This is a genomic window from Streptomyces sp. NPDC058637, assembly GCF_042717325.1.
GTDB lineage: Bacteria > Actinomycetota > Actinomycetes > Streptomycetales > Streptomycetaceae > Streptomyces.
This window is the reverse complement of record NZ_JBHXRD010000016.1, coordinates 53,227-70,594: the sequence shown is the minus strand read 5'-3', so window position 1 is coordinate 70,594 and position 17,368 is coordinate 53,227. Positions and strand designations below refer to the sequence as shown.

Here is a 17,368-nt window from a genome sequence, read left to right as displayed (position 1 = left end):
ACACACCTGACAGGCTTCACCGGAGTCCTCGTGCCCAGCCCCTACCGCGCCATCTTCGCCGCCCCGGGAACCCGGGCGTTCTCGGCGGCCGGATTCTTCGGCCGGATGCCGCTGTCCATGATGGGGATCGGTGTGGTGACGATGGTGTCCCAGATCACCGGCCGCTACGGGCTGGCGGGCGCGCTCTCCGCGACGCTCGCCATGGCCGCCGCGGTGATGGGGCCGCAGGTCTCCAGGCTGGTCGACCGGTACGGGCAGCGCCGGGTACTGCGCCCCGCCACCCTGCTCTCGGCCGCGGCGGTCGCGGGTCTGCTGATCTGCGCCCAGCAGCGACTGCCGGACTGGACCCTGTTCGTCTTCGCCACGGGCGCCGGCTGCGTCCCGAGCGTGGGGTCGATGGTGCGGGCCCGCTGGGCGGAGATCTACCGGGGCGGGGGCCGTCAGCTGCACACCGCGTACGCCTGGGAGTCGATCGTCGACGAGGCGTGCTTCATCTTCGGCCCGATCATCTCCATCGGTCTGTCCACCGCCTGGTTCCCGGAGGCCGGGCCGCTGATCGCCGCCGTGTTCCTGCTGATCGGCGTGTTCTGGCTGACGGCCCAGCGCGCCACCGAGCCGCGTCCGCACCCGAAGGAGCACCACTCCGGTGGTTCGGCACTACGCTCGTCCGGCCTCCAGGTCCTGGTGGTCACCTTCGTCGCGACGGGCGCGATCTTCGGCGCGGTCGACGTGGTGACGGTGGCCTTCGCCGAGGAGCGGGGCCACAAGGCGGCGGCCAGCCTGGTGCTTGCGGTCTACGCCCTGGGGTCCTGCCTCGCGGGTGCCGTCTTCGGTCTGCTGCACCTCAAGGGGAAGCCGTCCACCAGATGGCTGCTGGGGGTCTGCGCGATGGCCGTGAGTATGATCCCCCTCCAAATGGCCGGGAGCCTGCCGTTCCTGGCCGTGGCGCTCTTTGTCGCGGGTCTCGCCATCGCACCGACGATGGTCATCACCATGGCCCTCGTCGAGCAGCACGTACCGCGCGCCCAGCTGACCGAGGGCATGACCTGGACCAGTACCGGACTCTCGGTCGGGGTGGCGCTCGGCTCCTCCGCCGCCGGCTGGGTGGTCGACGCCTCCGGGGCCGAGGCGGGGTACGTGGTGCCCGTCGCGGCCGGAGCGCTCGCGGCCGCGGTGGCGTTCCTGGGGTATCGCCGGCTCACCGGGCCGGTGCCTACGGGAGGGCGCGGGGAAGATGACCGAGACCTACGCACGGACGACGAGCACGTGGCGTAACTGGGCGGGCAACGTCACCGCCCGGCCCGTACGGACCGTGTCCCCCGCCTCCGTCGACGAGCTAGCCGAGGTGCTCCGCGGGGCCGGGGAGGACGGGCTGAAGGTCAAGCCGGCCGGCACCGGTCATTCCTTCACCGCGACCGCGGCCACCGACGGTGTGCTCATACGTCCGGACCTGCTCACCGGCATCCGGGACATCGACCGCTCGGCGATGACGGTGACCGTCGAGGCGGGGACCCCGCTGAAGCGGCTCAACGCCGTACTCGCGCGGGAGGGGCTGTCGCTCACCAACATGGGCGACATCATGGAGCAGACGGTCGCCGGGGCCACCTCCACGGGGACCCACGGCACCGGCCGCGACTCGGCGTCGGTCTCGGCGCAGATCCGCGGGCTGGAGCTGGTCACCGCCGACGGCACGGTCCTGCGCTGCTCGCCGGACGAGAATCCCGATGTCTTCGCCGCCGCCCGGATCGGGCTCGGAGCACTCGGCGTGATCAGCGCGATCACCTTCGCCGTGGAACCGGTCTTCCTGCTGACGGCGCGTGAGGAACCGATGTCCTTCGACCGGGTCACGGCCGACTTCGATCAGCTGGTCGCCGAGAACGAGCACTTCGAGTTCTACTGGTTCCCTCACACCGGCAACTGCAACACCAAGCGCAACAACCGCAGCGCGGGCCCCGTGGCCCCGCCCGGCAGGATCCGCGGCTGGATCGACGACGAGCTCCTCTCCAACGGGGTCTTCCAGGTCGCCTGTTCGGTCGGCCGTGCCGTCCCCCGGACCGTCCCGGCCATCGCCAGGATCTCCAGCCGCGCGCTGTCGGCCCGCACGTACACCGACATCCCCTACAAGGTCTTCACCAGCCCCCGGCGGGTGCGCTTCGTCGAGATGGAGTACGCCCTGCCGCGCGAGTCCGCGGTCGAGGCGCTGCGCGAGGTCAGGGCCATGGTCGAGCACTCGCCGCTGCGGGTGGGCTTCCCGGTGGAGGTCCGCACGGCACCCGCGGACGACATCGCGCTCTCCACGGCCTCGGGCCGGGAGAGCGCGTACATCGCGGTGCACATGTACCGGGGCGCGCCGTACCAGGCGTACTTCACCGCGGTCGAGCGGATCATGACGGGGTACGAGGGCCGTCCGCACTGGGGGAAGATCCACACCCGGGACGCCGGCTACCTGGCGGGGGCCTACCCGAGGTTCGGTGAGTTCACCGCCGTACGCGACCGGCTCGACCCGGACCGGCTGTTCGCCAACGACTACCTGCGCCGGGTGCTCGGCGACTGAGCCGGGGCGGCCGGGTCCGAGCACCCGCCCCGGTCACCGCGCGGTGTCCGTCTCCGCCGTGGCGCCGTCCTGCCGCCGCGTCGGCGCTTCGCCGGACGGGTCCGGTGCGGCCGGCACGCCTTCCCCGGGCGCCGTCGGCGTGGCGGTCGGATCGGGCGACGCGGCACTGCCGGAGGGCGTGGGGGCGGGGGCGTCCGTCGACGCATCACCCGTACCGGTGTCCGGCGTCGCGCTCGTCCCGGCACCCGGGTCGGTCCCGGGGGCCGTCCCCGTGCCGCTCCCGGAGGGGGCCTCCTGCTCGCCGTCCTGCTCCTGGTCGGTGCCGGACGTGGGCGTGGGGTCGGCCGTCGCGGCGTCCCGGTCGCCGCGCACGACGGAGCCGACGGTCGTCGCCCCACTGCCGCCGAGGCCGTTGCCGGAGACCAGTTCGTACGTGGTGATGCCGGTCATCGACACGACGAAGACCGCGGCTGCGGCCAGGACCGAGCGCTTCCAGCCCCGGATACGGGTGCCGTGCGTGTGCCCGTCGGAGTAGGCGTCGTCGGACCCGCCTGAGCCGGGCGACCGCATCCGCTCGGGGTCGGGCCTCAGGAGCTGGGTCCGGTCGGGGTCGGGTTCCGTCGTGCGGAGGGGTCGCGTCCGCTCCGGGTCTGGTTCCGTCGTGCGCGGGAGCTGGGTCCGCTCCGGGTCCGGCCGCGGCGGTCGCGTCCGCCCGGGGTCGGGTTCCGTCGTGCGCGGGACCGTCGTGGCACGGTCGTCCGACGGGGTCGCCGGCGCGGGGGCCCGCGTCCCCGCCCCGCCGCTCCGCCCCGCCGGAGCCGTCTCCCGTGTGCGCACGGTCACCTGACGGCCGCCAGGATGCTTCACCTGGACGGTGACCTCGCGGATCTGCTCCCCGGTGCGCCGGAAGAGTGCTGGAATACCGATCCTCCGCAGGTGGCCACCACGCTCATCACACCGGCGCCGGCGATCGTGCCGTACACACCCAGCTGCGAGGCCATCACCGCTGCCGCGACGGCCGCGACGGCGCTGCCCGCGACCTGCGGGAGACTCAGATCTATGCGCCTTTCCTTGTGTTCCGCATCACTTCGCGGCTTCTGAACCATTTCCAACCCTTGCTCGACAACCACCCCACCTTGCACCAGGAAGGGACATATGAGCGAAGCGAATAGTTCCGCTCCTGGAGATTCTGTGAAGCAGCACACGCATTGGGGGCATACAGCAGACAACCGGGTAACCCGACCCCCGTGACCGGCGAGAACTTCGGCGGCGCGCCGGTCCACCCCGGTGGCCCGAATGGAGTACTGTGGCGAGCCCTGGGGCCGGACTCCCACATGGGTATCCGGACCTGGCGGGAGGGGGCCGAAGGCGGCACTCGAACCGGCGGCACCGCGGCATCGCACGGGCGTCTGCGAGATGGAGTGACCAGCCAGGTCAGCCTCCGTCGCGCGACAGGCGACCGGACCGGCGCGGCGATCCAGGGCCAACGCCCGACACGCCGGGTAACTTGGCAAGGTTGTGACAGGCTGAACCCGGGCAGGTCACACTCGACTAGCGGAAGCAGCGACGCACGTGACGTCGGCAGGCACCACCCGGGAGGTTCCCATGCCCGAACTGCGTGTCGTGGCCGTCTCAAACGACGGCACACGACTGGTGCTCAAGGCTGCGGACAGCACGGAGTACACCCTTCCGATCGATGAGCGGCTGCGCGCCGCCGTGCGCAACGACCGCGCCCGGCTCGGCCAGATCGAGATCGAGGTGGAGAGCCACCTCCGTCCCCGCGACATCCAGGCCCGGATACGAGCCGGTGCCTCCGCGGAGGAGGTCGCCCAGTTCGCCGGGATCCCGGTGGACCGTGTGCGCCGCTTCGAGGGCCCCGTGCTCGCGGAGCGTGCCTTCATGGCCGAGCGGGCCCGGAAGACCGCTGTGCGCCGTCCCGGCGAGAACACCGGCCCCCAGCTCGGCGAGGCGGTGCAGGAGCGGCTCCTGCTGCGCGGCGCCGACCGGGAGACGGTCCAGTGGGACTCCTGGCGCCGGGACGACGGCACCTGGGAAGTCCTCCTCGTCTACCGGGTCGCGGGCGAACCGCACTCGGCGAGCTGGACGTACGACCCCCCGCGCCGCCTGGTCCAGGCGGTGGACGAGGAAGCCCGTTCGCTGATCGGCGAGACCGACGACGTCACCGCTCCCGAGCCGAGCTTCCCGTTCGTGCCCCGGATCGCCCGGCTGCCGCGCGACCGGCCGCTTGACCGTGCGCTCGATCGCCAGATCGAGCGTCCCGCTCCCCCGGCACCGGAGCCGGAGGAGCGCATCGGCGGTGTCTCGGCTGTCGAGCGCGACTCGCTGACCAGCCTCCTGGAGGCCGTGCCGAGCTTCCGCGGCGACATGGTCGTGCCCGAGCGGCCGACCCAGCCCGAGCCGCCCGCGATCGAGCCCGCTTCCCAGGATCCCGAGGTCGACGAGCCCCCGGCTCCGGCGGCCTCCGCAGGTGCCGGTTCCGCCTACGCGGACGTCCTGATGCCCCGTGCGGTGGCCGGCCATCGCGACCGGCTGACCGGTACGACGGACCGGCAGGCCGAGGCGGACGGTGTCCGTCCGGGACGGCGGGCGGCCGTACCCAGCTGGGACGAGATCGTCTTCGGCACACGCCGGAAGAAGCAGGACTGAGGTCCGGTCCGGGTGACCGTGGCATGACGAGGGCCCGTACGCGGCTGCGTACGGGGCCTCGCTCCGTCCGCGGTGCGTTACCGGGGGTCCGGGCCGGTGGCGACGGGGCGGGACTCGTCGGAGGACCATTCCGACCAGGAACCCGCGTACAGGGCCGCGCGGTGTCCGGCGATCTCCAGTGCCAGCACCTGGTGGGCGCCCGAGACACCCGAACCGCAGTAGACACCGACCTCCGTGTCGCCGTCGGCTCCCAGGGCGGAGAACCGGGAGGCGAGCGCGTCGGCGGGAAGGAAGCGTCCGTCCTCGGCGACGTTCAGGGCGGTGGGTGCGGAGACCGCTCCCGGAATGTGGCCGCCCACCCGGTCGATCGGCTCCACGTCACCCCGGTAGCGTTCCGCGGCCCGCGCGTCGAGCAGCAGACCGGAGTCGGCCAGCGCGGCGGCCCCGTCGGCGTCCAGCAGGGGAACCGCCCCCGGAACCGGCCGGAAGTCGCCCTCGGCGGGCTCCGGCGTCTTCGTGTCGAGCTCACCGGCCCAGGCCCCGAGACCTCCGTCCAGCACCCTGACATCGGGGTGCCCCGTCCAGCGCAGCAGCCACCACGCACGGGCCGCGGCCCAGCCCTGTCCGCCGTCGTAGACCACCACCGGAGTGTCCCGGGAGACCCCGGTACGCCGCATGACGGCCCCGAAGGTCTCCAGGTCCGGCAGGGGGTGGCGGCCGCCGCTGCCCGCCGGGCCGGCGAGCTCCGTGTCGAGGTCGACGAACACCGCGCCGGGGAGGTGTCCGGCGTCGTAGTCGGGACGGCCGTGCGGACCGCCCAGCTGCCATCGGATGTCCAGGAGTACCGGCGGACGCGCTCCCGCCGACTCGCTCACATATTCGGATGCGGTGATGATGGGCTTCATAGCTGCCATCTTCGCGCAGCAGGCGGCCCCCGCGGCGCGAATCCGAAAGGGACGTACCGCACCAAATTCGGCTTCCTGGCGACCGGTACGCCGAAACGCGGCGCGGCCGGGGTGTCTGGGGAGCCCTGTGGTGCGAGCATCTGCACGGAGCGCACACGACCGTATCCGTACCGCTGGACGGCGTACCGGCCCCGCCCCCCCGACGGCCGCTCCCGTCCCCGTACGGCCGCCCCGATGGCACGAGGAGAGAGAAGAAGATGACCGAGGCTGCCACCCGGCGCACGCCCGGCGCACCGTGCTGGGTGAGTCTGATCGTGCACGGCCTGACCGCGACCCAGGATTTCTACGGCCGGCTGTTCGGCTGGGAGTTCCGGCCGGGCCCCGAGCAGTTGGGGCCGTACGTCCGTGCCATGCTGCGCGGGAAGGAGGTGGCGGGCATCGGGCAGCTTCCGCCCGACCGGCACCTTCCGATCGCCTGGACGACCTACCTCGCCACGGAGGACGCCGACGCCACCGCCGAGGCCATCCGTTCCTGCGGCGGCACCGTGGCCGTCGGGCCGATCGACGCCGGCCGCGCGGGACGGCTCGCGATCGCCTCGGACCCGGGCGGGGCGGTCTTCGGCATCTGGCAGGCGGCCGAGCACCTCGGCACGGCCCTGGCCGGTGCTCCGGGCACCCCGGTGTGGAACGAGCTGGTGACCCGGGAGACCTCTTCGGTCGCCAAGTTCTACCAGGCCGTTTTCGGTTTCGAGGCGGAGGCGGTCGTCTCGGCCGACTTCGACTACCAGACGCTGCACCTGGAGGGCCGGCCGGTGGCCGCCCTGCACGGTGTGGGGCACGCCCTGCCACGTGACCGGGGGCCGCACTGGATGACCTACTTCGAGGTCTCCGACACCGACGAGGCCGCCGCGCACGTGGTGGAGCTCGGCGGACATGTGGTGCAGCCGCCCCGCGACGCGTCGAGCGGAAGGCTGGCCACCGTCGCGGACCCGGAGGGCGCGGTGTTCACGATGGTGCGGTCGGCGGACCGCTGAACCACGGCCCGCCGGGGCGGCGGCGGAGGGTGAGGCCGAGGTGACGGGCAGCACGTCCGGCGGCAGCGCCGCCGCACGGGCTCCCGCGCCGGTGGTTGCGCCGGCCGGGCACCTGGGGACCGACCTCGTCCACCAGCACGTCGTCGATGACGACCTGCTGGTGGAGACCCGTTTCGCGGGAAGCCTCGATCGCGGCGGTTGCGGCGCGTGGAAACGCGCCCGCGTTCCACGAGGTGTCCGACGGCGGGTGGATATCGATCGGCTCCGCCACGGTGCGGATCCGGCCGGCACGGTGGGCGTCGGAGTCGAGCACGCGTCGTGACGCCGCGCGACCCCACGTCGATTTCGAGATCAGGCGGATGACACAGGCAGAACGTCCGGAGACAGCGCACCCGTACGGGCGGACGCGGCAGTCATCCGGCGCCGGTGATGACGGCGGCAGAGCACCTCGTAGCCGATCTCGCCCATCGGCCGGTTCACGTCACCGACCACGACCTGTGCCCCCTGGACGACCATCTCGCCGTCTATGGTCCGCGCGTTGTGAGTGGCGCGGGCTCCACACCAGCAGAGGGCCTCGACCTGCAGCTGCTCGATCCGGTCGGCCAGCTCGATCAGTCGCTGCGAACCGGGAAACAGTCTCGTGCGGAAGTCCGTCGTGATACCGAAGGCGAAGACGTCCATGTCCAAGTCGTCCACGACACGGGCCAGTTGATCGATCTGAGCCGGGGCCAGGAACTGCGCTTCGTCCACGATCACGTAGTCGACCCTGCCGCCCTTGGTCAGCTGGGCGACCAGGTACGCGTACAGGTCCATCCCCTCGTCCGCCTCGACGGCCTCCGTCACCAGTCCCAACCGCGAGGACAGCTTGCCTTCACCCGCCCTGTCGTCCCGGGTGAAGATCACGCCCTGCAGCCCGCGGGCCGACCTGTTGTGGCCGATCTGGAGGGCCAGCGTGCTCTTCCCGCAGTCCATCGTTCCGGAGAAGAACACAAGCTCGGGCATGAGAAGTCGAGCGCCTTTCGGGTGCGGTGCGGTGGGGGAGAAAGGGGTTACGAGCGTACTTCGAGGAGCGGGACGAGCTGCTCCACCGGTGTCAGCGAGCCGTGCATGCCGACCATGGCCGATTCGTGGGGCTCGTTGACCGAGGCGGTGATCACCACGTCGTCGTGGGCAGCCGCCACCACGTCGCCGATCCTGCCGTACACGCGCTCGTCGATCCGCGGGCCGAACCAGCCGGCCGCGACGGCCTCGTCCCTGCTCGCCACCCAGAACTGCTCGCCGAGCACCTCACGCCAGACGGTCAGCACGTCGGCGGCGGCCCCGGGGACCGCGTACACATGACGGGCGCGGCCCTCGCCGCCGAGCAGGGCCACTCCCGCGCGGAGCTCCCAGTCCTCGTCGAAGTCGATCCGGGACTGCTCGTCGAACGGGATGTCGATCATGCCGTGGTCGGCGGTGACGTACAGCGCCGAGCGGGGCGGGAGCTGCTCGGCGAGGCGCCGGGCGAGCCCGTCGACGTACATCAGCTGGCCCCGCCAGGCGTCGGAGTCGACGCCGAAGCGGTGCCCCTTGCCGTCGACCTCGCTGTAGTACGTGTAGACGAGGGACCGGTCACCGGCGGCGAGCCGCTCGGCGGCGAGGTCCATCCGGTCCTCGCCGGACAGCCGGCCGAGGAAGGACCCGCCGCTGAGCGCGACCTTGGTGAGCGGGGTCTGCTCGAAGTCGGGCGCGGAGACCTGGGCGGTGCGCACGCCCGCGGCGTCGGCGAGCTTGAAGACGGTGGGGTACGGCTGCCAGACCTTGGGCTCGGTCCACGGTTTCCAGCGGAGCTGGTTCATCAGCGCGCCGGTCTCCGGATTGCGCACGGTGTAGCCGGGAAGGCCGTGCTCACCGGGGGGCAGCCCCGTGCCGACCGAGGCGAGGGAGGTCGCCGTCGTGGCCGGGAAGCCCGCCGTGATCGGGCGGCCGGTGCCACCGCGGGAGGTGGGGAGCAGGGAGTGCAGGAAGGGGGCCTCGTCCGGGTGGGCCTTGATCTGCTCCCAGCCGAGCCCGTCGATCAGGAAGACGCAGTTCCGGTCGGCGGGCGTGAGCTCCGCGATCGTCGCCTCGAAGCCGGGGACGCCCTGACCCGCCGCGAGCGTCGGCAGCAGGTCGGCGAGCGAGCCGCTGCCGTACTCGGGCGCGGGAGCGGTGTCGGGAGCGAGCAGAACGGGGTCCTGCCAGGCCGGCTGGACCATCAGCGACCGGTCGCCGGCGTCGCCGCGGTGGCCTCGGAGAGTGCCTGGGCGAAGGCGAGGGTCTGGCGCACGGTGTCCGGGCCGTCCCCGGCCTCGCTGACGCGCAGGCTCAGGTCGTCGGCGGTGGAGCTGCCCGTGTAGCCGTGGTCGGCCTCGCAGTTGGGGTCGCCGCAGGCGGCGGGTTCGAGGTCGAGCCGGGAGACCGCACCCCAGCCGATCGTCAGGACGACCTCACGGGGCAGGGTGCCGGGCACGTACTTCTCGGGGTTGGCGACCACCCGGGAGACCACGACGGACGAGATCCGGTCGAGCTTGACCGACTCGGTGGACGTCGTGGCGTACGGCGTCGGGGAGCTGGTGTCGGCCGCCTGTTCGTCGGTGTGGCTGACGATGAAGCGGGTGTCCGTCAGGACGAGGACCGTGACGTGGCGGCGCACCTCGTTGGAGTCGAAGGTGGTCTCCTGGTGCACCAGGTACGACGCGACCGGCTCCCCGCCGACGGCGGCCTCCACCGCCTCGGCCACGAGGGCCGGGTAGTAGCCGCTGCGCTCGATCGCCGCGCGCAGCCCCTGGGTCGTCGTACCGGTCTTTGCCATGCGGACCATCCTACGGGGGGCCGGTGACTGCCGGGGACGCCGTGCGCGGCTCCGGGACGGGTGAGCGGTCAGTAACTGGGGAGGCGGCGAGGACCCAGGTCGGTGCGGGCGGGCGGCGGGGCGAGCCGGACGCTCGCCCCGAGCACGGTCAGCCCGTGTGTGGCGACGACGACGGGCTCCAGGGCGACCGAGACCACTTCGGGGTGGTCGTCGACCAGCCTGGAGACCCGCAGCAGGAGCTCTTCGAGCGCCGCGGTGTCCGCCGGCGCGGAACCACGCCAGCCGAACAGCACCGGCGCCGCCCTGATGGAGCGGATCAGTTCCGCGGCGTCGCGGTCGGTGGCGGGCACGAGCCGGTGGGCGGTGTCACCGAGCAGTTCGGAGGGCGCGCCGGCCAGGCCGAAGGAGAGCACGGCTCCGGCGGCGGCGTCGATCGTGGCGCGTACGACGGTGTCCACCCCGCGCGGGGCCATGGCCTGGACGACGGGCCGCAGCTCGGCGGGGGTGCCGAGCAGGTCGGTCAGTTCCTCGTAGGCGCGGCGCAGGGCGCTCTCGTTCACGAGGTCGAGCCGGACACCGCCGAGGTCCGCGCGGTGGCGGAGGTGGGGGGCGGTGGTCTTGAGCGCCACCGGGTAGCCGAGCGGCGCGGCGGCGGTGACGGCGGCCTCCGCGTCGGGGGCCGGGAGGGCGGGCCGTACGGAGATCCCGTAGAGGCCGAGCAGTTCGCGGGCCTCGTCAGGGGTGAGCGGGCGGCCCCGCGGGGCGGACCCGGGGCCGAGCAGCCGCTCGATCAGGGCGGCGGTGCCCGGCTCGTCGATGGTGTCGTCCAGGAATTCGGGGACCTTGCCGGGGGCGGCCGCCTGGCGCCGCCACTGGGCGTACTTCACTGCCTCGGCGAGGGCCCGGACCGCCCGCTCGGCCGCGGGGTAGGCGGGGATGCGCCCGATACGGGGCTCCGGGGCGCGTGCGCCGGCGTCCACCGCGCCGGGGGTGGGCCCGGCCGTACCGGTCCCGGGCCCCGCCGTGCCGGCCGCGACGGGAGGGGCGGGCGGGGTGCCGGGCGGCCGGGGGGTGCTGCTGGTCCGGGGCGCGTCCGGCGCCTGGGGCGGGCGGGAGCCGGGGCCCGTACTCGCCGGGGGGGCATCCGTGTCCTGGGCGCCCGTGCCCCGGGCGCTCGTGCCCCGCCCGTCCGTGTCCGTGGGGCCTTGCGATGGCGGCGCTCCCGCTGCGGCCGGGCCCGTTGCCGCGCCCGGACCCGCTGGGGCCGATTCCGCGGGGCGCGTGGGGCGGTTGTCCGGTCCGGGCGACGGGATGCCACCGGGTGCCGGGGTGCCGTTCCGGGACGGGGTGCCGTTCACCGGCGGGGTGGCCGTGCTCGCCGCGGCGGCCAGGGCCTGTGCCAGGCCGCCCATCTCCACGTGCACGACCGCCACCGGCTTGGCCGGCCCCGTGGCCGCGGCCTCGCGCAGCGCGGCGGCGAGCACCTCGCCGTCGCCGGTCTCCGCCTCGCCGTTCTCCCCCACCCACGGGATCGCCGTCACGATCACGGCGTCGCAGGTCCGGTCGGCGAGCGCCTCGGCCAGCGCGTACCGGAAGTCCTTGGGTCCTGCCGCCGTGGTGAGGTCGCGGGGCGGTCGCGGGCGCAGCCCCTCGGCCAGACAGGCGTCGTACGTGAGGAGGCCGAGGGACTCGGAGTTGCCGAGGATCGCCACCCTGGGGCCGGCCGGCAGCGGCTGTCCGGCGAGGAGCAGCCCCGCGTCGACCATCTCCGTCACCGTGTCGACGCGGATCACACCGGCCTGGCGCATCAGCGCGGAGACCGTGGCGTCGGGGATCCGGCTGACCGGCACGGCGTGCCCGGGCGGGGTGGAGCCGCTGTGCCGGGCTCCCTTGACCACGACCACGGGCTTCACCGCGGCGGTCCGGCGCGCGAGCCGGGTGAACTTGCGGGGGTTGCCGAGCGATTCGAGGTAGAGCAGGGCCACATCGGTGTCCTGGTCCTCGAACCAGTACTGCAGGAAGTCGTTCCCGGAGACGTCGGCGCGGTTGCCCGCCGAGATGAAGGTCGACAGTCCCGCGCCACGCCGGTACAGGCCGGACAGGACGGCGATGCCGATCGCGCCGGACTGGGTGAAGAGGCCGATGCGGCCGGCCTCGGGCGACTCGGGGGCGAGGGAGGCGTTCAGGCGGACGGAGTCGGAGGTGTTGATGATGCCGAAGGCGTTCGGGCCGATGATCCGCATGCCGTACGAGCGTGCCTGCCGGACCAGTTCACGCTGCCGTTCCCGTCCTTCGGCACCGCGCTCGGCGTAACCGGCGGAGAGGACGACGAGGCCCTGGACCCCGTGTTCACCGCAGTCGGCGACGGCCTCCGGGACCCGGTCGGCGGGGACGGCGACGATCGCGAGGTCGACCTGTTCGCCGATCTCGCCGACGGAGCGGTGCGCGGGGACGCCGTCGACCGTGGCCGTGCCTTCGTCGAAGGACCGGTTCACGGCGTACGTGCGCCCGGTGAAGCCGGATCCGAGCAGGTTGCGCAGCACGGTGCGGCCGACTCCGCCGGGCGCGCGCCCGGTGCCGACGACGGCGACGGAGCCGGGGGCCAGCAGCCGCTGAACGGAGCGCGACTCGGCCCGCTGCTCACGGCCGCGCTGGACGGCGAGGGACTCGGCGGTCGGTTCCAGATCGAGCGTGAGGTGGACGGACCCGTCCTCGAAGCTCCGCTGCTGGGTGTATCCGGCATCCCGGAACACCTTGATCATCTTGTTGTTCGCGGGCAGCACCTCGGCGGCGAAGCGGCGGATGCCCCGCTCACGGGCGACCGCCGCGATGTGTTCGAGGAGCGCCGAGGCCACGCCACGGCCCTGGTGGGCGTCCTGGACGAGGAAGGCGACCTCGGCCTCGTCGGCGGGCGCGGAGGCGGGTCTGCCCTGCTCGTTGATCCGGTCGTAGCGGACGGTGGCGATGAACTCCCCGCCGATCGTGACGGCCAGACCCACCCGGTCGACGTAGTCGTGATGGGTGAAGCGGTGCACGTCCTTGGCCGAGAGACGCGGATACGGGGCGAAGAAGCGGTAGTACTTCGACTCGTCGGAGACCTGCTCGTAGAAGCTGACCAGCCGGTCGGCGTCGTCCGTGGTGATGGGCCTGATCCGCGCGGTGCCACCGTCGCGGAGCACCACGTCCGCCTCCCAGTGATCGGGGTACGCATGGTGCGGACTCTGCTCCGGCATGGGCTCCATGGGCAAAGCCTACGGCCCGTCGCACCGGTAGCGGAGGGTTCGGTGCGCGGGCACGCTGAGGGGGCCGATCGACGGTGGCCCTCCGGGCCGGAGGCCGGGCACAGCAGTACGCACTGCATGAGAGACTGGTCTAGACAACCTATCGACACGTGAAGGGCAGAACCAATGGCTGAGCGCCGCGTCAACGTCGGTTGGGCCGAGGGCCTGCACGCCCGCCCCGCTTCCATCTTCGTCCGTGCCGCCACGGCCTCCGGTGTGCCCGTGACGATCGCCAGGGCCGACGGCTCCCCGGTGAACGCCGCGTCCATGCTCGCGGTGCTCGGCCTGGGCGCGCAGGGTGGCGAGGAGATCGTGCTCGCGTCCGAGGCGGACAACTCCGAGGCCGCCCTGGACCGTCTGGCGAAGCTGGTCGCCGAAGGGCTCGAGGAGCTTCCGGAGACCGTCTGAACCGGCCGGCCCGCGCCGTAATTCTTTCTGCGGCAAAGCCGCGGTACCCCTCGGGGTACCGCGGCTTTTCTGTTCACGGAAGGGCCGAAAGAGCAACGGGGAAAAATGCCCGGTCGATCCGAATCAGGGCAGCAAAAAGAAAGCCCCTCGACAATTACCTTCTTTGTATACGGCGCAATTGTTAATGACGGACGCCCCCGATGTTTACGGCTTGTTGCGAAGTCCTCACCCGCGACGGACCCACCGTGTTCCCCGCCCGGTCCGTGCGGCGCAGCCGGTGTGCGACCGTGGCGCGCTCCGCGTGCTGGGCGGCGATGGTCCTGGCCCGTTCCGCGTCGCCGCGTGCCACGGCGTCCACGAGGGCACCGTGCTCGGCCCAGGAGTCGGCGGGGCGGGCCGGCTGCTCGACCGCGTACATCCAGGCGATCTTGTGCCGCAGCTGGGTGAGCAGCGCGATCAGCGCCGGGCTGCCCGAAGCCTGGGCCAGTGTCTCGTGGAACCAGCCGCCGAGGGAGCGCAGGTCCTCCCCCTCGCCCCGGCGCACCCGCTCCTGCCCCAGCCTGACCAGGCCGCGGAGCACCTTGAGGTGCGCCTCCGTGCGGCGCTGGGCGGCGCGCGCGGCACCCAGGGGCTCCAGGAGCATCCGCATCTCCAGGAGGTCGGCGGCCTCCCGCTCCGTGGGCTCGGCGACGCAGGCCCCGGCGTGCCGACGGGTGACGACGAACCCCTCGGACTCCAGGGTGCGCAGTGCCTCGCGTACCGGGACACGGGAGACCCCGTAGCGACGCGCGAGCACCTCTTCGGTGAGGCGGCTGCCCCGCTCGAAGACACCGGAGACGATGTCGTCACGGATTGCCGTGCATACCGAATGCGCGGGAATGCGCATGTCCGAACCTCCGCCTTAATCCCCGCGAAACGCGGCCGATCGACGCCTGTTCTGTGACTCTATTGCAATCCTCCGCAATTTCCGACGGCAGAGCGGAATCCATGCATATCTTCTGACCGGAAAGCACTTCCGCGGAGCTTCGGCGCGCGCCTCCCCCGGTGGCATGACGAAGGCCCCGGCGGGTGCCGGGGCCTTCGCCGACGGTGTGGCGCGGGGCGGGGTCAGACCTGGAGGCCGTGCGCGCGGAGGTAGGCGACGGGGTCCATGTCGGAGCCGTACTCGGGGGTGGTCCGCGCCTCGAAGTGCAGGTGCGGTCCCGTGGAGTTGCCGGTCGAGCCGGACAGGCCTATCTGCCGGCCGGACGTGACGCTCTCGCCGACCGAGACGCCGATGGAGGAGAGGTGGCCGTACTGGGTGTACGTGCCGTCCGTCATCCGGAGCACGATGTTGTTGCCGTACGCCCCGCCCCAGCCGGCCTCGACGACCGTGCCGGCTCCGACCGCGACGACGGAACTGCCGGACGCGGCCCGGAAGTCCACACCGGAGTGGCTGCCGGAGGACCAGAGAGCACCGCCGGACCTGTAGCCGGTGGTCACCTGGGAGCCGGCGACCGGGAGGTGGAAGGCGTTCAGCCGGGCGCGCTCGGCCGCACGGGTGGCGCGCGCCTCGGCCTCACGGACCTCGGCCGCACGGGCTTCGGCCTTGCGCTCGGCTTCGGCCTTGCGCTCGGCCTCGGCCTTCGCCTTGGCCGCGGCCTTCGCCTTCGCCTCGGCCTCGGCGGCGAGGTCGGCCTGGTACTGCTGGGCCTTCGCCTGCGCGGCGATCTGGTCGGCGAGGGTGGAGTCGATCGCGACGGCCTGGGTCAGGCCGGTGCCGGCCGCGGTGAGGGCCTCGGAGTCCGCGGCGAGGGCCGGGGAGGACACACCGCCGATGACGCCGGTGGTGGCCAGAGCCGCGATGCCGGCGACCCGGGCGCTCCTGCGCGTCAGGCGGCTCGGGGCACGGTGCTTCCCGGTGGCACGGGTGAACGCCATGGAGGGGCTGATCCTTTCCTTCCTTCTCGCCTACCGGGTTAGCTGACGGGTTCGGAGCAGGAAGGTCTCCTACGGACTCCTCCGCCCCGTGCGGGGACGCAGGCATCCGATTCACCCCAGGGACTTCGTGGGTCCCCGGCTCCCCAGGCTCGCGCCTGACGGGGACTCGGCGATGACTGTCCGGCGCCGCGGACGCGGCATATGTCTGGCGGACAGCCGGCCCGACGCTAGGCCGGACGGCTTTCCGACGCCAAACGGATCAGGCCTTTTGTCGCACATCCCACAGAAGATGGGGCGACATTCATCGCGAACACGGACAAACGGGAGGACCCCGGCGAGAACGTCCTCGCCGGGGTCCGGATTGCTCCGATACGTCAGCCGCTGACGACCGACACCTCACCGATCCCGAGCGCCCTGACGGGGTCCGCGATCTGTGCGGCGTCCCCGACGAGGACGGTGACCAGCCGGTCGACGGGGAACGCGTTGACCACCGCGGCGGTGGCCTCCACCGTGCCGGTCTCGGCCAGGCGGGCGTACAGCTGGGCCTGGTAGTCGTCCGGGAGGTGCTGCTCCATCTGGTCGGCCAGGGTGCCGGCGACGGAGGCGGCCGTCTCGAACTTCAGCGGAGCGACGCCCACGAGGTTCTGCACGGCGGTCTCGCGCTCGGCGTCCGTGAGCCCCTCGGCCGCCAGGGTGCGCAGGACCTTCCAGAGGTCGTCCAGCGCGGGTCCGGTGGACTCCGTGTCCACGGAACCGCTGATGGCGAGCATCGCGGCACCGGTCGCCCCGGAGGCCGATCCGGGTGCGGTCGAGCGCAGCACCTGACCGAACGCGCGGACCCCGTAGGTGTAGCCCTTCTCCTCGCGCAGCACTCGGTCCAGCCGGGAGGTGAGCGTGCCTCCCAGGCAGTACGTGCCGAGGACCTGGGCGGGCCACACGCTGTCGTGCCGGTCGGCGCCGATCCGGCCGATCAGCAGCTGGGTCTGGACGGCTCCCGGGCGGTCGACGATGACCACACGGCCGGTGTCGTCCGCGGTGATGGGCGGTACCGGGCGGGACACGGCGGCGTTGCCCGACCAGTCACCGACGGTGTCGGCGAGCAGCGCGTCCAGGTCGACCCCGGTGAGGTCACCGACGATCACGGCCGTCGCGGTGGACGGGCGGACATGCGCGTCGTAGAAGGCGCGTACGGCCGCGGCGTCGATGCGGCGCACCGTCTCCTCGGTCCCCTGGCGCGGGCGAGACATCCGCGCCGTCGCGGGGAAGAGCTCCTTGGAGAGCTGCTTGGCCGCGCGCCGGGCCGGGTTGGCCTGCTCGTGCGGGATCTCGTCGAGACGGTTCCCGACCAGGCGCTCCACCTCGCTCTCGGAGAAGGCGGGTGCCCGCAGCGCCTCGGCGACCAGGCCGAGCGCCTTGGCCAGCCGGGAGACCGGGACCTCCAGGGAGACACGGATCCCGGGGTGGTCGGCGGACGCGTCGAGGGTGGCGCCGCAGCGCTCCAGCTCGGCGGCGAACTCCTCCGCGGAGCGCTTGTCCGTGCCCTCGGACAGCGCACGCGCCATGATCGTGGCAACGCCGTCCAGGCCCTCGGGCTCGGTGTCCAGGGGCGCGTCCAGGAAGATCTCCACGGCGACGACCTGCTGGCCGGGGCGGTGGCAGCGCAGCACGGTCAGGCCGTTGGGCAGGGCGCCGCGGTCGGGTGCGGGGAAGGCCCAGGGCCTGGCCTCGCCTGCGGTCGGCTGCGGGTGGTACTCCATCGCTACTCC

14 protein-coding genes, 1 pseudogene and 1 riboswitch are annotated in these 17,368 nt (G+C 72.8%); of the genes and pseudogenes, 6 read left to right on the top strand and 9 right to left on the bottom strand.

Features of this window, described 5'->3' with window-relative positions:
* Positions 1 to 30 precede the first annotated feature (30 nt).
* Both ACFWVP_RS18085 and ACFWVP_RS18080 read left to right on the top strand, forming a co-directional pair.
* Positions 31 to 1,275 (top strand): MFS transporter, encoded by a 1,245-nt coding sequence (locus tag ACFWVP_RS18085; protein ID WP_384497730.1) that lies wholly within the window; start codon positions 31 to 33, stop codon positions 1,273 to 1,275.
* Complete coding sequence (locus ACFWVP_RS18080; RefSeq protein WP_384497728.1) at positions 1,235 to 2,554, top strand: D-arabinono-1,4-lactone oxidase; 1,320 nt, start codon at positions 1,235 to 1,237, stop codon at positions 2,552 to 2,554. The genes ACFWVP_RS18085 and ACFWVP_RS18080 overlap by 41 nt, the downstream gene beginning before the upstream one ends.
* Positions 2,555 to 2,587: 33 nt before the next feature.
* Here the strand turns inward: ACFWVP_RS18080 and ACFWVP_RS18075 are convergent.
* Positions 2,588 to 3,660, bottom strand: a pseudogene (locus ACFWVP_RS18075) (hypothetical protein).
* Positions 3,661 to 4,159: 499 nt separating this feature from the next.
* On the opposite strand from ACFWVP_RS18075, the gene sepH reads away from it, so the two are divergent.
* The gene (gene sepH / locus ACFWVP_RS18070; protein WP_384497726.1) at positions 4,160 to 5,221 is read left to right on the top strand and encodes a septation protein SepH; all 1,062 of its coding nucleotides are present in this window, start codon (positions 4,160 to 4,162) and stop codon (positions 5,219 to 5,221) included.
* 77 nt (positions 5,222 to 5,298) lie between these two features.
* Here sepH and ACFWVP_RS18065 read toward each other — a convergent pair whose 3' ends face one another.
* Positions 5,299 to 6,126 (bottom strand): sulfurtransferase, encoded by an 828-nt coding sequence (locus tag ACFWVP_RS18065; protein ID WP_384497724.1) that lies wholly within the window; start codon positions 6,124 to 6,126, stop codon positions 5,299 to 5,301.
* 257 nt (positions 6,127 to 6,383) lie between these two features.
* Here ACFWVP_RS18065 and ACFWVP_RS18060 point away from each other — a divergent pair, with 257 nt between their 5' ends.
* Both ACFWVP_RS18060 and ACFWVP_RS18055 read left to right on the top strand, forming a co-directional pair.
* Entirely contained in the window at positions 6,384 to 7,160 is a 777-nt protein-coding gene (locus ACFWVP_RS18060) for a VOC family protein (protein ID WP_384497723.1), read from the top strand.
* A 40-nt stretch (positions 7,161 to 7,200) separates the two neighbouring features.
* Positions 7,201 to 7,482 (top strand): hypothetical protein, encoded by a 282-nt coding sequence (locus ACFWVP_RS18055; protein ID WP_384497722.1) that lies wholly within the window; start codon positions 7,201 to 7,203, stop codon positions 7,480 to 7,482.
* Positions 7,483 to 7,511: 29 nt separating this feature from the next.
* Here ACFWVP_RS18055 and ACFWVP_RS18050 read toward each other — a convergent pair whose 3' ends face one another.
* The 4 genes from ACFWVP_RS18050 to ACFWVP_RS18035 form a co-directional block, all read right to left on the bottom strand.
* Positions 7,512 to 8,162 carry a thymidine kinase gene (locus tag ACFWVP_RS18050; protein ID WP_384497721.1) on the bottom strand — a complete coding sequence of 217 codons (651 nt, stop codon included), beginning with the start codon at positions 8,160 to 8,162 and terminating at the stop codon, positions 7,512 to 7,514.
* Between the two features lie 47 nt (positions 8,163 to 8,209).
* The gene (locus ACFWVP_RS18045; protein ID WP_384497719.1) at positions 8,210 to 9,397 is read right to left on the bottom strand and encodes an alkaline phosphatase family protein; all 1,188 of its coding nucleotides are present in this window, start codon (positions 9,395 to 9,397) and stop codon (positions 8,210 to 8,212) included.
* Entirely contained in the window at positions 9,397 to 9,993 is a 597-nt protein-coding gene (locus ACFWVP_RS18040) for a DUF5998 family protein (protein ID WP_384497718.1), read from the bottom strand. The genes ACFWVP_RS18045 and ACFWVP_RS18040 overlap by 1 nt, the downstream gene beginning before the upstream one ends.
* A 68-nt stretch (positions 9,994 to 10,061) precedes the next feature.
* Positions 10,062 to 13,235 (bottom strand): GNAT family N-acetyltransferase, encoded by a 3,174-nt coding sequence (locus ACFWVP_RS18035; protein ID WP_384497716.1) that lies wholly within the window; start codon positions 13,233 to 13,235, stop codon positions 10,062 to 10,064.
* Between the two features lie 165 nt (positions 13,236 to 13,400).
* Between ACFWVP_RS18035 and ACFWVP_RS18030 the strand changes: the two genes are divergently transcribed.
* Positions 13,401 to 13,682 (top strand): HPr family phosphocarrier protein, encoded by a 282-nt coding sequence (locus ACFWVP_RS18030; protein WP_384497714.1) that lies wholly within the window; start codon positions 13,401 to 13,403, stop codon positions 13,680 to 13,682.
* Between the two features lie 181 nt (positions 13,683 to 13,863).
* Here ACFWVP_RS18030 and ACFWVP_RS18025 read toward each other — a convergent pair whose 3' ends face one another.
* The 3 genes from ACFWVP_RS18025 to ACFWVP_RS18015 all read right to left on the bottom strand — a co-directional run bounded on the left by ACFWVP_RS18025 (position 13,864) and on the right by ACFWVP_RS18015 (position 17,359).
* Entirely contained in the window at positions 13,864 to 14,568 is a 705-nt protein-coding gene (locus ACFWVP_RS18025; protein ID WP_384497713.1) for a GntR family transcriptional regulator, read from the bottom strand.
* Positions 14,569 to 14,789: 221 nt separating this feature from the next.
* Entirely contained in the window at positions 14,790 to 15,602 is an 813-nt protein-coding gene (locus tag ACFWVP_RS18020; RefSeq protein ID WP_384497711.1) for a M23 family metallopeptidase, read from the bottom strand.
* 13 nt (positions 15,603 to 15,615) lie between these two features.
* Positions 15,616 to 15,784, bottom strand: a riboswitch (cyclic di-AMP (ydaO/yuaA leader).
* A 192-nt stretch (positions 15,785 to 15,976) separates the two neighbouring features.
* Positions 15,977 to 17,359, bottom strand: coding sequence for a M16 family metallopeptidase (locus ACFWVP_RS18015; protein WP_384497883.1), 1,383 nt, complete (start codon positions 17,357 to 17,359; stop codon positions 15,977 to 15,979).
* Positions 17,360 to 17,368 lie beyond the last annotated feature (9 nt).